Source organism: Nitrospira sp. (assembly GCA_024760545.1).
GTDB lineage: Bacteria > Nitrospirota > Nitrospiria > Nitrospirales > Nitrospiraceae > Nitrospira_D.
The window spans coordinates 407,004-422,174 of the sequence record CP060501.1 but is presented as its reverse complement, the minus strand read 5'-3'; the positions used below and the strand labels follow the sequence as shown (position 1 = coordinate 422,174).

General features: G+C 55.9%; 14 protein-coding genes. 7 read left to right on the top strand and 7 right to left on the bottom strand.

All coding sequences use genetic code 11. The features are described 5' to 3' along the window. Positions 1-32: 32 nt before the first annotated feature. Together H8K03_01980 and H8K03_01975 are read right to left on the bottom strand one after the other, a co-directional pair. Entirely contained in the window at positions 33-1,094 is a 1,062-nt protein-coding gene (locus H8K03_01980) for a DnaJ domain-containing protein (GenBank protein UVT20715.1), read from the bottom strand. Between the two features lie 82 nt (positions 1,095-1,176). Further along, the gene (locus H8K03_01975) at positions 1,177-2,112 is read right to left on the bottom strand and encodes an adenine nucleotide alpha hydrolase family protein (GenBank protein ID UVT20714.1); all 936 of its coding nucleotides are present in this window, start codon (positions 2,110-2,112) and stop codon (positions 1,177-1,179) included. A 205-nt stretch (positions 2,113-2,317) separates the two neighbouring features. Here H8K03_01975 and H8K03_01970 point away from each other — a divergent pair, with 205 nt between their 5' ends. Next, a complete protein-coding gene (locus tag H8K03_01970; protein ID UVT20713.1) occupies positions 2,318-2,965 on the top strand; it encodes a TrkA C-terminal domain-containing protein in 648 nt (215 codons plus the stop codon). A gap of 42 nt (positions 2,966-3,007) precedes the next feature. After that, positions 3,008-4,393 (top strand): Do family serine endopeptidase, encoded by a 1,386-nt coding sequence (locus H8K03_01965; protein UVT20712.1) that lies wholly within the window; start codon positions 3,008-3,010, stop codon positions 4,391-4,393. Positions 4,394-4,398: 5 nt separating this feature from the next. On the opposite strand, the gene H8K03_01960 is transcribed toward H8K03_01965, so the two are convergent. Together H8K03_01960 and radC are read right to left on the bottom strand one after the other, a co-directional pair. After that, a complete protein-coding gene (locus H8K03_01960; GenBank protein UVT20711.1) occupies positions 4,399-6,501 on the bottom strand; it encodes an elongation factor G in 2,103 nt (700 codons plus the stop codon). 82 nt (positions 6,502-6,583) lie between these two features. Then, positions 6,584-7,306: a DNA repair protein RadC gene (gene radC / locus H8K03_01955; GenBank protein UVT20710.1), complete on the bottom strand. Its 723-nt coding sequence runs from the start codon at positions 7,304-7,306 to the stop codon at positions 6,584-6,586. A gap of 637 nt (positions 7,307-7,943) precedes the next feature. Here radC and rsmD point away from each other — a divergent pair. The 4 genes from rsmD to H8K03_01935 are packed head-to-tail and all read left to right on the top strand — an operon-like array spanning position 7,944 to position 10,594. Next, on the top strand, positions 7,944-8,513 hold the full coding sequence (gene rsmD, locus H8K03_01950) for a 16S rRNA (guanine(966)-N(2))-methyltransferase RsmD (GenBank protein UVT20709.1): 570 nt from the start codon (positions 7,944-7,946) through the stop codon (positions 8,511-8,513). Next, complete coding sequence (gene coaD / locus H8K03_01945) at positions 8,510-8,998, top strand: pantetheine-phosphate adenylyltransferase (GenBank protein UVT20708.1); 489 nt, start codon at positions 8,510-8,512, stop codon at positions 8,996-8,998. The genes rsmD and coaD overlap by 4 nt, the downstream gene beginning before the upstream one ends. Next, a complete protein-coding gene (locus tag H8K03_01940; GenBank protein UVT20707.1) occupies positions 8,995-10,188 on the top strand; it encodes a pyridoxal phosphate-dependent aminotransferase in 1,194 nt (397 codons plus the stop codon). Before coaD ends, H8K03_01940 begins: the two co-directional genes overlap by 4 nt. A gap of 46 nt (positions 10,189-10,234) precedes the next feature. After that, positions 10,235-10,594 carry a hypothetical protein gene (locus H8K03_01935; protein ID UVT20706.1) on the top strand — a complete coding sequence of 120 codons (360 nt, stop codon included), beginning with the start codon at positions 10,235-10,237 and terminating at the stop codon, positions 10,592-10,594. 17 nt (positions 10,595-10,611) lie between these two features. On the opposite strand, the gene H8K03_01930 is transcribed toward H8K03_01935, so the two are convergent. The 3 genes from H8K03_01930 to purH form a co-directional block, all read right to left on the bottom strand. Then, positions 10,612-11,034 (bottom strand): hypothetical protein, encoded by a 423-nt coding sequence (locus tag H8K03_01930; GenBank protein ID UVT20705.1) that lies wholly within the window; start codon positions 11,032-11,034, stop codon positions 10,612-10,614. A 297-nt stretch (positions 11,035-11,331) separates the two neighbouring features. Beyond that, the gene (purD, locus tag H8K03_01925; GenBank protein ID UVT20704.1) at positions 11,332-12,603 is read right to left on the bottom strand and encodes a phosphoribosylamine--glycine ligase; all 1,272 of its coding nucleotides are present in this window, start codon (positions 12,601-12,603) and stop codon (positions 11,332-11,334) included. A gap of 191 nt (positions 12,604-12,794) precedes the next feature. Continuing rightward, positions 12,795-14,348 (bottom strand): bifunctional phosphoribosylaminoimidazolecarboxamide formyltransferase/IMP cyclohydrolase, encoded by a 1,554-nt coding sequence (purH, locus tag H8K03_01920; protein UVT20703.1) that lies wholly within the window; start codon positions 14,346-14,348, stop codon positions 12,795-12,797. A 333-nt stretch (positions 14,349-14,681) separates the two neighbouring features. Between purH and H8K03_01915 the strand changes: the two genes are divergently transcribed. Continuing rightward, the gene (locus H8K03_01915; protein UVT20702.1) at positions 14,682-15,167 is read left to right on the top strand and encodes a hypothetical protein; all 486 of its coding nucleotides are present in this window, start codon (positions 14,682-14,684) and stop codon (positions 15,165-15,167) included. Positions 15,168-15,171: the final 4 nt, after the last annotated feature.

The window sequence follows — 15,171 nt, the reverse complement described above, 5'->3', positions numbered from 1 at the left end:
AAGCGAAGTACAGGAGTCGACCACACTTCAAATCAACGTCGCTGGGCGGTATAGAGCAGCTCCATTCGGGGATCTGGATGTCGCTGCTTGCTCAAACGTTCGTATAACACCCGCTCTTCTTCGGTTGCGGTTGTCGGCATCACGATTTGGAGCGTCAGGAACAGATCACCATGTGAGCCGGTCGCAGAGGGAAGCCCTTTGCCCTTCAGTCGTAGTTTACCATCGGCTTTGCTGCCCGGTGGCACTTTGACTTTTACCGGCTCTGCCAAGGTAGGAGCCGTCACGTCAGCTCCCAATGCGGCTTCCCAGGGATAGATCGGCAACGTGACATGCACGTCCGAGCCTTGTCGACGAAAGATCGGATCTGGAGGGATCACCACGTGAAAATACAGATCGCCACGTTTGCCGCCGTTCGCTCCAGGCTGGCCCTTTCCGGCAACCCTGACCCTCGTTCCATCTTGGACGCCGGCCGGAATCCGCACCTCAATGGTTTTATACTCGCTGGTCATGCCGGTTCCCTGACAGGTGCCGCACGATCGGCCTCGTATGGAGCCACTGCCCTGACAGGTCGAGCATGTTTGGGGTTCACGCAGGTTGACGCGCTTGATCACGCCGGTCAGCACTTCTCGCAGTGTCAACTGGACTTCGGATTCAAGGTCTTCGCCCGGCATCGCGAACCCACTACGTCCAGTTCCGCTACGGCCGCGGTTTCCAAAGATACTCTCGAAAAAGTCTGAAAACTGCTCACCTCCGGAACCGCCACTTCCTTGGCTGCCGGATTCTCCATCGAACCCCCATGGTCCTCCAAACCCGCCTCGCCCTCCTGACTGCTGGCGGGCCCTCTGGAAGGCCTGTGCCTGTTCCCAATCTGTTCCAAACTGATCGTACTTTTTGCGTTTGTCCGGGTCGGTGAGCACTTCCTGTGCTTCGTTGAGTTCCTTGAATTTCTTCTCCATCTCGGCCTTCTTGCCCCCCGCGTGGAGATCCGGATGGTACTGCCGGGCCAGGCGGCGATAGGCCTTCTTGATGTCATCCGGAGAGGCAGTGCGAGGGATGCCGAGAATTTGATAGTAATCGCGCGGGACAGCCGCCATACGAGGTCCGATTAATAAGCAATGGAAAAGTGAATGGGGTCAGCTTACGGAGTGTGGAAGCAGTTTGCAAGGGCCGAATGGTTCAATGAGGGCTCGACGTTTTCGCTCGGGCCATCAGCTTACAGTACGAACAGGTCTCGGCGGTGGTCGGCTGACCGCAGAGGGAGCAGGGGTGCAAAGCCGAACGGTCTTTCTCCGCCATGTCGATGGGCGTTACAGTCGTTCGGTGCTTCTCGAGAAAGCCCCAGTAGAACATCTGCTTGGTCCCGGGCGATTCGGTTTCCAAGCGATTCAAGACCTCCTTGTAGAGGAGGGTGCGCGCTCCCTGCGCCATAGGGCATTCCTCGACGACATAGTCGATCTTATTCAGGACGCAATAAGCCGCCAATTCACGTTCGGTTAATCGGTAGAGCGGCTTCACTTTCTTGGCAAAACCCTCTACAGAGGCAGGAAGACTGGGCCCTTGCTTCTCAAGATATTCATCTTGCCAGTGCAGCACATTGCCGAGCAGACGGGCGGCTTCATCATCCAAGTTATGTCCTGTAGCCATCACATCATAGTCATGCTGGATTGCGACATGGTTGAATTGATAGCGTTTGATCGTGCCGCAGGTCGAACACGTCGGACGGTGGACCAGCATCGCAAGCTCACGAATTCCAGCTCCTTCCTCACGCTCGACTGTGTGGACATGCAGCACCGAGCCGTGTGCAGCGGCCACCGTTTCTGAAAAATGTACAACCTTTTCGTGAGATGACTCGGAATACCCGCCAATCCCCAGGTTCACATACAGCGCATCGGTCCGATACCCGAGTTTGAGGAGAATGTCCCACAGGGCCAAACTGTCCTTGCCGCCAGAAACGGCGACGAGGATGCGATCGTCCTTGACGAACATCTCCTGAGACCGAATGGCCTTAACGGTCTGATCGTGCACGAACCCATTGAAGCAGCCTTTGCAGAACGCCGCATTGTGGCGGGGTAACCGCATAACGGCTTTGGTCTTACATTTCGTACAGTTCATGGGCGCGATCATACGAGCGACGTCAGGTTAATTGCAAATTGACAACCGTCGTCGGCCGTCACGAAACTTCAGACGCAATTGACCTCAGAGCCACGATCCGCTATGAAGGAGGGGAGAGCGCGTGAGATTGGAATCAGAATAAACTCAATCGCTCCCAAATCAAGTCGGCAGGAGTATAAGTTAACATAATCCAGCTTATCAGAACATGACATTTGAACTTCTTGGCCGCGTCCATAAGGAACTTTCGATCACCGGACATGCTTTCTATGAGACGGTTCTCGCCGTGTCGGAATTGGTCAATCGGAAGGTGCAGATCATTCGACTGCACTGGCAGGCGTCCACCTTGCTCCAGCGAATCGATGATGTGACGGCCAAGGTCGGACAGCAAATCGTCACGCAGGTTTCCGACCGGGTACACCGGAACTATCCTCCTGATTCGGTGGTCTGGGTGATTGATGAGGCGCTCGCCGATGCCCTCACTCATATTCAGGAGTTCAAGCAGTCATTGACCCGTGTCGATGCCCAAATCCGTGAACTCAAGCTCGAAGCGATTCACCAAGACTTGCTGACGCTTCAACGTGATTTGGCTCTTCGCTCAGCTGGTCTTGAGCGGCTCACGGTCATGCGAGGTGCTGCAGCGGCCAGACAACCACTGAGTGCGCTTCCTCACGCCCCTTCAGCACATATCGTGACGGTTCTGCGAGGGCCATTTCTGCTGGCTCCAGCCACCGATCTCCTCCTGCGCCCAGGTGACATTGTGATTGTGATCGGTCCTCAGGCGGAACTGGACCGACTCACTTCGTGGTTCACCGGCCAACGCCTTCTCACAACTACGCTCACGAGATCGGCTTAGGATAGTAGGCACATCGACGTGGATCGGATAGAATAGCAACCGATGGCAACGATGGCATTCTTTTCTTCACGTGTTCTGGTTTTTCCCCTGGTCATCCTGTTTTCACTGATAGGCATGAGCCGTGCCGAAGCGCTCTCTGCCGACTCTCCCGGCATTCGTATGTTGGAAGAGATACAAGCCGTCATTACCGAGCTGGCCGAGCAAGCCAAGCCTTCAGTCGTCAATCTCTTCCCCATCACCAGCGCAAGTCGGTCTCGTGAAGGCTCCGGCGAGCGCACACCGAATGCTTCGGGTTCAGGGTCTGGGCTGATTGTCGACAGCGACGGTCATATTGTGACGAACAATCATGTCATCGGAGACGCCGCTGAAATTGAAGTCCGGTTTTCAGACAAAACAAAACTCATCGCTCATGTGATCGGAAAAGATCCGGACACGGATTTGGCCCTGCTTAAAGTGACCGCGGATCGGCCTTTGCCGAGCGCACGGTTTGGGGATTCCACCGGCGTCAAAGTCGGCCAATGGGTGCTGGCGGTGGGGAATCCGTTCGGGCTGGACCGTACGGTGACCCTTGGCGTCGTGAGCGGAATCGGCCGTGAAAACATCAACCTCTCACGGTATGAAAACTTCATTCAAACCGATGCGTCGATCAATCCAGGCAATTCCGGCGGCCCACTCTTCAATCTCCGCGGCGAGGTGATCGGCATCAACACCGCGATCATCAATTTTGCCCAAGGGATCGGCTTCGCGATTCCGTCCAACATGGCCAGGCAGGTCATCGAGCAACTACTGGCCAAGGGCAAAGTCGTTCGCGGGTGGCTCGGCGTGGGTATTCAACCTCTTACAGCCGAGTTGGCCAAGAAATTCGGCGTAGCTGAGGGTGAAGGGGTCCTCGTGAATGAAGTCTTCGAAAAGGATCCGGCTGCTGCCGCCGGGATACAGCCGGGCGATGTGATCGTCCGAATCGACGGAGCGGTCGTCGATTCACCCAACAAACTCTCTCGCCTAATCGGATCACTGACCCCCGGCGCGGCCGCAAAGATCGAGGTGGTCCGCGATCTGAAGTACCTGACGGTGGAGGTCCCACTTACGGAGCGACGCGAGGCGGCCGTCGCCGCAGCTGTTCCTCAAGAGGAGAAGTTGGAAGTCAAACTTGGCCTCGACGTTCAAGAGCTGACGGCCGGTCTGACGGAGAAATTCAAACTGCGCGAGTCAAAAGGAGTCTTGATCGCCAAGGTCGAGCCCAACAGTTTGGCTCAAGCCGAAGGCCTCCGGGAAGGTGATTTGATCAAGGAAGTCAACCGTACGGAGGTCTCTTCCGTCGCAGAATATAAAGCGGCGATCTCTCGATCCCGACACGGCGATACCGTGTTGCTGCGCGTGCTTCGGGAAAACCGCGCATTTTTCGTTGTGCTCAAATCTTCCGATTGAACATCTCAGTGGGCCGCGACGGCCTGTCCCTCCGCCTTATGCCGTTCGATGATCTTTGCCGTCAGCTCTCGAGGAACTTCGTCGTACTGCGCGAACTCCATGACATAGCTTCCCCGTCCACCCGTCATGGCATTGAGGGCGGTGGCATACCTGAGCAACTCTGCCAGCGGCACCGTCGCCTTAATCTGTTCCACGTGGTCTTGTGCATTGACGGACACGATTCGCCCGCGACGGGCGTTCAAATCTCCCATGACCGCCCCAACCGCGTCGGTGGGTGTATCGATTTCAACCGTCATGACCGGCTCCAGCAGCACCGGGTGGGCCGTCTCCATCGCCTTTTTAAACGCCATCGATCCCGCGATCTTGAACGACATTTCAGAGGAATCAACGACATGGTAGGATCCATCATAGACCGTGACCTGCACATCGACGACAGGAAAGCCGCTTAGCGGCCCCCCGTGCATGGCTTCGATCACGCCCTTTTCCACTGCGGGAATGAAATTGCGAGGAATCGCCCCCCCGATCACACGATTTTCGAACAGAAACCCATTGCCGCGCGGCAGCGGGGTCACTTCAAGCCAACAATCTCCGTATTGTCCATGCCCGCCGGTTTGTTTCTTGTATTTGCCTTGTGCTTGTGATTTTGTCTTGAGCGTCTCCCTGTAAGGGATCTTCGGTGTGTGCAAGGTCACGTCGGCGCCGAATTTGCGGTGGAGTTTCTCGAGGGCCAAATCGATGTGGAACTGCCCCATACCACTGAGCACCATCTCCTTGGTCTCGGCATTGCGCGCGAACTCCAGCGTGGGATCTTCCTCGATGAGTTTATGCAAGCCGAGACTGACCTTATCGATCTCCGCCTTCGATTTGGCTTCAATGGCGAAGGACAAGATCGGTTTCGGCAAACTCAGCCCTGGATAGCAGATGGGGTCATGTTCGTGACAGAGCGTGTCACCGGTGTGCGTATCTTTGAGTTTTCCGATGGCAACGATGTCCCCGGCCTTGGCTGAATCGACGGCCACGTGACGTTTGCCCAGCACCCTATAGAAATGGCCGAGTTTTTCCCGCACATGTTTTGACGCATTCAGCACCGTCGCGTCCGCTTGGACGGTTCCCGATAGCACACGGCAATAGGACAGCCGGCCCACGAAAGGATCGATGAGGGTCTTGAACACATAGGCAGAAAACGGCTCTTCTCCGCTCCCCTTCCGCTCGCAGGCTTCGCCGGTCTCCGCTTGGATGCCGTGCCATGGATGGTCCACACCACGCTCGCTGGGTGAAGGTAATACGGCAACGATTGCGTCGAGCAGCGACCACACCCCCACGTTTTGAGCGGCAGATCCGCAATACACCGGAAGGAATTGTCTCGTGTGAATATCGCGTCTGAGTCCCTGGAGAAGGTCTTCTTGGTTCAAATCACCCTGGGTGAGATAGGTCTCCAGTAGGGCGTCTCCGGTCTCTGCAACCGCCTCCACGAGCTGCTTGTGTGCTTCCCTGAACATACCATCAAAATCACTTGGAATCGGTAGCTGATCAATCTTGGGCGAGGCGGGTCCAGAACGGATAACTTTCTCGTATCGCACGTCAATCACGCCATCCATATTCATCCCCTGCCTGACCGGTATCGTCAAAGGGATCAGAGCACAATCGAATTGTTTGCGACAGGTCTCAAGAGCGCTCTCGAACAATGAACCCTCTTTGTCCAGGCCATTGACAAATAGAAGACATGGGAGATCCAGCTCTTTGATTCTCGTCCAAAGCCGCGCCAGTTCTGTCCTCACCCCAATACTTCCACTTACCACAAGGATGACCCCATCGATGGCTCGTAAGGCGGCAAGGGGTTCACCAAGAAGCGCGAGCGCGCCTGGTGGGTCGATCAGATTGATATGGGTTTGATTCCACGTGAACTGGAGGAGGCTGGTGCTGGTCGAATTGCGATGACGAATTTCTTCCGGCTCGAAGTCCGAAACGGTGGTCCCCTGCGTTACAGAACCGAGCGTAGGAATCACTCCACCGACATACAGTAAGGCCTCGCTGAGAGAGGTCTTGCCCGCACCGGCGCTGGATACGATCGCGACATTTCTGACGGGCTCCACACGGGCTGCTTCCATGGCATGCCCTCCTTGGTTGAATATGGCGATTTAGACCATCCTGTCCTCACATTTCGGATGCCGGATTATTGCGCATATCACCTTACCGGTCGTCGGTGTCGCGCTGCCCCGTCAACCATCCCTCATCGGCAAAACTCACATATCGGCCATCTCCGACGATGACATGGTCCAACACACGAATCCCTAGAAGGTGGCCGGCGGCCACCAACCGTTCGGTCAATCGGCGATCCTCCTGGCTTGGAGTAGGATCTCCGCTCGGATGGTTGTGAAGGAAGATGACGGCAGCCGCCGATTCACGTACGGCAAGGGCGAAGACTTCGCGTGGATGCACGATGCTGAGCGTCAGACTTCCTTCAGAAACGGTAGTCTCTTTGACCACGGTATTTTTAGCGTCGAGCAACACCACTTTGAAGATTTCATGTTTCAGATCCCGGAGCGCCGGATGGAAATGTTTGAAAAGATCGGCGCTCGAGGAAATACGTGTGCCGGTCGAGAGTGGAACGGCGAGGGAACGTCTCCCCAACTCCAGAGCAGCTCTGAGTTGAGCGGCCTTTGCAGGACCGACGCCTGGGACGGCACAGAGTTCTTCGACGCCGCACACCGCCAATCCTCCAAGCCCTCCCATTCGGTCAAGGAGTTCGATCGCGACTTGGACCGCGGAAGAGTCGCGTCGTCCGGTTCTGAGCAGAATCGCGAGAAGATGGGCATCAGAAAGAGCCTCAGAGCCCTTCGCAAGGAGACGCTCGCGAGGACGCTCGGTCTTGGGCCAGTACGCGATGCCCTTCCCCGGACCTTTAGGCGCCATGATTCCCATCAGGTGACAAAAAATTGACGGGCCGGACTCTTTTGTACTAGCAAATACGAAAGAATTACCCGCCTAAGGCAAATACGTAATTCATAACTTATTGAAATACTGACATATGACAAATTGGTGCAGCTCTTGCTTTCCTTCGCCAACAGCTGTGAACGTAGCCACCCTGGGAGGGAGCAATGGAATGTCCGAAGTGTAAGGGAATGATGATGTTGGAGCGCTTCTCGGATTTCTTTCTCGTCTTCTACGCATGGAAATGCATCAATTGTGGCGCGATTATCGACCGCACCATCTCCAACAACCGCAGAAAGAGCCTTGCTGCCAAAGAATCCCAGACAGTTGCCACTCGGTGAGTTTCAATGGATCGGGCTCGGAAACCGAGCCCGTCAGGGTTACGTCGGGACTGTCTGGTGATCATGCGCGCTCCATTCGAGTGCGAGACCGACGATCACATTATAGTCTTCTCCGGGAGGACGGTCAAAAAAGAACTGAAGATCTTTTACTAGGTCGCTCGCGGTTCATCTCCTCTCCCCTCCTCACGTGCCTACGTGCTTCCCCTCGCAGTTGCATTTCTTGACCATAGCAAAAACGCTATGTTAGAGTCTGGCCTTGCACGACGATGCTGTCTCGTATGCGTGTCATCGCAGGTACCCACCGAGGCCGGCGACTCCATGGGCCGCGAGAACTCGCTCTTCGGCCAACCTCCGACCGGGTTCGAGAAGCTCTGTTTTCGATTCTCGGTAATCGGCTGACGAATTGTCGGTTTTTAGACCTGTACGCCGGGACAGGGGCCGTCGGGATCGAAGCCATCAGCCGCGGAGCTGAACATGTGACCTCCGTCGAATGGAACAGGGAGGTCTTGAAACTTCTGCAGCAGAATGTAAAGCTCTGTCATATCGGTCAGCAATTAGAGGTTAAGGCCCAAAAGGTCGAACAGTTTCTCAGCCGCCCCGATCAGTGGAATGGTCCTTATGATATCGTCTTTGCCGACCCACCCTACGCCCAGTCACACGAACTTCTCTCGTTATTCCAGGAGCCAAGGACCGATCACCTGTTCGCCGCTGACGCTTGGCTGGTCATCGAGCATGCCGCAAAGACCACATTCCCCATGTCATTAGGGCACACTCAGTTGTTGCGGCAATACCGTTACGGTGACACCACTATATCGCTCTATTCCTGTCCTCGTACACAACAGCCATGAAAATCGGCATATACCCCGGCACATTTGATCCCATCACTCATGGTCATACCGATATCATTACCCGTAGCCTTCGTGTGTTCGACAAAGTGGTCGTGGCCGTAGCGCCGAATCCCTCCAAACATCCGCTCTTCAATTTGCCGGAGCGTCTTGATATGGTGACACTGGTCATGAAAGAGTTTCATCAAGTCGATGTCACAGCATTCGAGGGATTGCTGGTCGATTATGTCGAGCGGTCAGGTGCGCACGCCATTATCCGTGGGTTGCGCGCTATTTCAGACTTTGAACACGAGTTTCAGATGGCTCTGGTCAACCGAAAACTTGCCAAGAACGTGGAGACGGTGTTCTTGATGCCCAGCGAGGAATATTCGTATCTGTCTTCGACGATCATCAAGGATGTGGCGCACCACGGTGGAAATTTGACCGAGTTTCTCCACCCAGAAGTGGCTCGCCGATTACAAGATCGTATCCGGAGTCTGAAGTCATGAAACTCGCCGCTCGTGTCAGCCGCATCGCGCCCTCCCCGACGCTCGCCATGGCTGCAACCGCCAAGGCCATGGCCGCACAGGGACTGGATGTCGTCGACTTTTCCGCTGGAGAGCCGGATTTCGACACACCGGAACCGGTCAAGGCTGCGGCGGAAGCGGCCATTCGCGCGGGATTTACCAAATACACGCCTGCGTCAGGGATCGATGAGCTGCGTGGAGCGATTGTCGACAAGCTTCAGGTTGAACTCGGGCTTCGGTATGAGAAATCTCAAATCCTGGTCTCCTGTGGTGCGAAGCACTCGCTGTACAATCTGGCCGAAGCCTTACTCGAGGCCGGTGACGAAATCATCATTCCGATCCCCTATTGGGTTTCCTATTTGGATCAAGCGCTCTTGAACGACGCAACCCCGATCCTGCTCTCGACAAAGGAGGAAGACGGTTACGCAGTCCATGCTGCCGAGTTGGAACGACTCATTACTCCACGAACCAAGGCCATCATCGTCAACAGCCCGTGCAACCCGACCGGAGCGACCTATGATCGAGCGACGCTCGAGCTGATCGCCTCGGTGGCGGTCCGGCATGATCTGATCGTGATCTCCGACGAGATTTATGAAAAGATTCTCTACGATGGGACCACGCACATCAGCATCGCTTCGCTCGGGCCGGAGATTGCGGCACGAACAGTCATCATCAACGGAGTCTCAAAAGCCTACGCCATGACGGGGTGGAGGATCGGTTACGCGGCCGGCCCGAAGGACCTGATTACTGCGATGGCCAATATTCAAAGTCAGAGCACGTCCAATCCTTGCTCCATTTCACAGAAAGCCGCAGTCGCCGCTTTGCGCCTTGGGGAGCCGTTCACGGTGAAGATGGTGGAAGAATTTTCCCATCGCCGGAACACAATCGTCGACGGACTAAACAAGATCCCCGGCGTAGCCTGCCGGATGCCACGCGGAGCATTCTACGCGTTTCCCAATATCAAGGGCTTGTTGGGAAAACGGAGCCCCTCGGGTATGCTGAAGACACCGAATGACGTGGCCCATTTCCTGTTGAACGAAGCCCGCATTGCGGTTGTGCCGGGCGAACCGTTTGGAAGCCAAGAGCATCTCCGGCTTTCCTATGCCACCAGTATGACGAATATTACCAGAGGGCTGGAACGCCTCGGACAGGCGTTTGCCAAGCTCGTGTGAGCCGCGCCGGCTCGTCCCAAGAATGGGAAAGAGTTAGGGGGAACAAGTGCCGATCTATGAATATCAGTGTGACAGCTGCTCGTATCGCTTTGAAGTGAAACAAAGCATCAAGGACGATCCGCTCTCGACATGTGAACGGTGTGGAAAAGCGATCAGACGACTCATTTCTTCGTCCGGGATCATGTTTAAGGGGAGTGGGTGGTACGTCACCGACTATTCGGATAAACTCAAGCCCCCATCGAGCGCCGGTGGGGAAACCGGTGGAACGAGCACGGGAGAGAAGAAGGAATCTGCAGCGGCGACTCCCTCGACCGCCGCATCTCCCGCCCCTGCAGCGGCGCCGGCACCGGCATCAACCGGTTCATCGACAAGTGCCTCAGGCACGACACCCTCCTCCTCTTCGTAAGGCGTTCGGCGAGCGGGCTATCGGACCCCGGCAGTTTTCGAGGCTGGTTTCTTGGTGACCGTCGTTTTTGGAGTGGTTTTGGTTGCCGATTTGGCGGCCGGCTTCGCAGTGGATTTTGCCGTCGCCTTGTGAGTCGGTGTTTTAGGAGACATCGCCTTCAATGCTCTCGCACGCGTTGCGTCCAACTGGTTTTGCAGACCGGTGATCATGGACATTTTCTCTCGATTCATCCGGCTTAGTTCGTCCACCTGCCCCTGGAGTTCCTGCCTGGTTTTCGAAAAGTCGGAGACCTGCGCCTGAAGCTGCGTTTTCTCCATCGTGAGCGTTTGTATTTCAGAGCGCAACTGTTCGATCTGGGCCTGCAACGCCGGGGGCCAATAGTCGCATCCCACCAGGCTCAGCATCAGGCCGAGACCGCAGACCGTGCCGAGGACCTTCATCGGATGACTGCTTATCACCATATTCTCAGTTCCCCTTTTCATTGTTTATTGGAAGTCGTCGACACGCATGACGGATTCACGAAATTCCTGCCTTGTCTCTAACATGTTCTCCGATGGCTGTCGAGTGAAGGCATTCTAGCAGATCAGGCTGAATTCTCATCGAAGAAGATCGGCTCAGGCTGTTTGGATCTACACTTCGCTCTTGAGATTGCACAACACCGGTAACACGGACGCGCCTTCAAGTGCGATCGACCTATTTAGTATCCTGGTTCGCTGAGATGGCTGACGGTACCCGTTCTAGGCCTTGAGCGCACGGTACGCGATGTCCGTGCGAAAGTGGCATCCTTCGAAGGAGATCGTTCCGACGACTCGATAGGCATTGCGTTGCGCTTCGGATAAGGTCAATCCCCGACCGAGAACGCCGAGCACACGGCCTCCAGTCGCTACGATGTCGTTTTCTTGTCGAGCTGTTCCCGCATGAAAAACCATAGAGTTTTCCGAAGAAGCCGCCGACGATAGGCCGCTGATTGGGGTGCCTTGTCGGTAAGAGCCGGGATATCCTCCGGCCGCCATCACGACACAGACAGCCGCATCCGGATGCCAATCAACCGTGAGCTGGTCAAGACGATGTTCGACCACAGCCTCGATGACCTCGAGGAGATCCGTTTTAAGCAGGGGCAGCACCACCTGTGTTTCCGGATCGCCCATACGAGCATTGAATTCCAGCACGTACGGTGTTCCCTTGACCACCATGAGTCCCGCATAGAGAACCCCCTGGAATGGTGAACCGAGACGCGCCATGGCATCCACCATCGGCTGCAAGACTTCGCGAGTAACACGATCTTGAAGTTCGGCAGTTCCAAGCGGCGCAGGGCAGTATGCGCCCATACCACCGGTGTTCAAGCCGGTATCGCCATCACCGACCCGCTTATGATCCTGCGCAGGCGGCATCGGCACCACCGTCTTGCCGTCCGTAAACGCCATGATCGTCAGTTCTTCCCCGTCGAGAAACTGTTCGATCAGCACGTTCTTCCCGGCTTGGCCGAAGACGGCCTTTTCCATCGAATCCACGATCGCATGCCGAGCCTGTTCGTGGGTCGTCGCGATGATGACCCCTTTCCCTTGAGCCAACCCGTCTGCCTTGATCACGACCGGCAATTCGTGCTGGTCGACATAAGCCATCGCGTCTGCGACCTTCTCAAAACTCTTGGCCCGTGCCGTTCGGATCTTGGCTTGCGCCATGACATCTTTGGAAAAGATCTTGCTGGCCTCCAAGCGCGCCGCGTTCCTGGTCGGCCCGAAAATCCTGAGCTTGGCTTTGCGGAAGGTGTCGGTCATGCCCAGCGCAAGCGGCACTTCAGGTCCGACCACCGTCAGATCGATGTGCTCGTGAAGTGCGAAGTCTTTCAGTCCGGCAATGTCATCCGACTTAAGGGGAACGCAGGTCGCTAATGAGGCAATACCCGCGTTGCCTGGGGCGCAATAGAGGATAGGCTTTCGCGGACTCTGCGCAAGCTTCCATACGATCGCGTGCTCGCGCCCTCCGCTGCCGACTACAAGAATCTTCATGTGGAATTATGACAAGCCGACAATTCCGTGGGTTATCTGCAAAGGATCTGGATCTTCGACTACTGTTTGCGGCAGATCAAAAGGGTCTGTCGCAAGGCTGCAGGAAGCTCGGACACCGAGGCGTACGTTTCGTGTACGGTGAGGTGGACGAACGACCGAGAACGCCGCGAGAGACCTGTTTCAGCATCCGATCAATGGCGGAAATGGCGCATCCCCGTCAGAATCATCGCCATTCCATGCTCATCGGCAGCCTTCACCACTTCGGCGTCTCTGATTGACCCGCCGGGTTGAATCACGGCCGTAATGCCGACTTCTGCAGCGGCGTCAAGACCGTCACGGAACGGAAAGAATGCGTCCGAGGCCATGACACACCCCTTCACCGGCATTTGCGCTTTCATCGCCGCCAGCTTCACGGAATCCACCCGGCTCATCTGTCCCGCTCCGATTCCAACGGTCTGGCCCGGCTTGGCATAGATGATGGCGTTGGACTTGACGTGTTTGCAGACCTTCCAGGCAAACGCACAGGCGGCATATTCTTCATCCGTGGGTTTCCGAATCGTCGGCACGGCTAGCGCGCGAAGGTCGGTCAGGACACCGAGGTCGCGATCTTGCACGATCAGTCCTCCGACAAGCTTCTTCAGGTCGAACCCTTCCTGTTTCACCTTCGTCAAGGATCCCACGTCCAACAGGCGTAGGTCCTTTTTTCGCTTGAGTTCAGCCAACGCATCTTCGGCAAACCCGGGGGCAATGACGACCTCAACAAACGTGGAGGTAATTTCCTTTGCCGCCGCCAGATCGACCTGCCGGTTGAACGCAATCACACCGCCGAAGGCCGATACCGGATCGGTTTCCCTCGCCTTGACGTAGGCTTCCACCGGCGTTGTCCCGAGCGCCGCGCCGCACGGATTGTTGTGCTTGATGATGGCAACGGCCGTCTCGTCATACTCCTTGACCAACTCGAGCGCGGAGTTGGCGTCGAGAAAGTTATTGTAGGACATCGCTTTCCCATGCAGAATCTCGCCTCGCGAGACCGATGGTTCTTTGCCCGTCAACTCACGGTAGAAGGCGCCTTGCTGGTGAGGGTTCTCTCCGTAACGCAGCGTCTCCGCCAATTCGAACTGCAGCGACAACACTTTCGGGAACTTGACCTCTCCGCTCCGGACCTGTTTCTCCAAATATCCGGCGATCAGTCCGTCATAACGCGCCGTGTGTTGAAAGACCTTCATCGCCAGCTCTTGGCGAAGCGCCTGTGTAACCATATTCCCTTTTACGGCATCCAACACTCGCGAATAATCCGACGGATCGACGACCACCAGCACATCCTCATGGTTCTTGGCCGCGGATCGCAACATCGAAGGTCCGCCGATGTCGATGTTTTCGATGGCATCCTCGAAGCGGCAATCAGGTTTGGCAATCGTTGCTTCAAAGGGGTAGAGATTCACGACGACGACATCGATGGGGCCGATTCCATGTTGGGTCATCTGCTCGATATGCGCCGGGAGCGAGCGCCGGCCCAGCAAGCCTCCATGAATCTTTGGATGTAATGTCTTGACCCGGCCATCAAGAATTTCTGGAGAACCGGTATAGGCGGCGACATCCGTCACCTTGACTCCGGCGTCGCGCAGCGCTTTCGCCGTACCCCCGGTGGACAAAATCTCCGCGCCAAGCGCTTCAAGTGCCTTGGCCAGGTCGATGACTCCGGTCTTATCCGAAACGCTGATCAGCGCCCGCTTGATGCCGGCCATGTGTATGCTCCTTAGAATCGTATGTGATATGAAATGGATACGTTGACGACGAAGAGTCGGCGAAGAATAACAAATGGATGGAGCAAGTTCAAGGTGACGGGTGCATCCCTCTCAATATGCGGAACGGAGCCTTTTGCATCTGTGTCGGCCTACTCATTGAAACCGAAGCCGGCGCTTCCCTCAGCGCTGAGTTTCAATGGTGATATGGCACTTCCGGCACCGCCGCCCCGACAAACGTGTCATTGACGTTAAGGCCACCAATCGGGTAACGTTTGCCCACTATGGGGAGCATGCATTCCGTTACATAACCTTTTGTATGTATGGAGGTGCGCTATGATGGCTGGCCGGTTGGTGCGGCTCATCGAGAAGAACTCTGAACAGCTTTCCCGTGAGCTCAGTGAAAAGGTCTGGAACTCTCCTCGCTGCAGCGATCTCCACAAAGTCCCGCCGGACGAACTCCGAGCCCGGACTCGTGAAATCTATCAGAACCTGAACAACTGGTTGATGGACATGACCGAGGCCGAAATCGAACGGCGCTATACGGAGCTGGGCGCGCGGCGTGCGGGACAAGGCGTGGCCTACAGCCACTTTCTCTGGGCCATCACCGCCACCAAGGAGCACATGTGCGCCTTTGTCCAGCGGGAAGGGTTGTCCGAAAGCGCCATGGAACTACATGGAGAGCTGGAACTGATGCATCTCCTCAATCAATTCTTCGATCGTGCCCTCTATTTCACCGCTGTCGGCTACGAGAGTGAACGCACTCGTATCGGAACGAATCTCCGCCGACGAAAAGATGACGCTAAGAAAGTATATTTGTAACGGC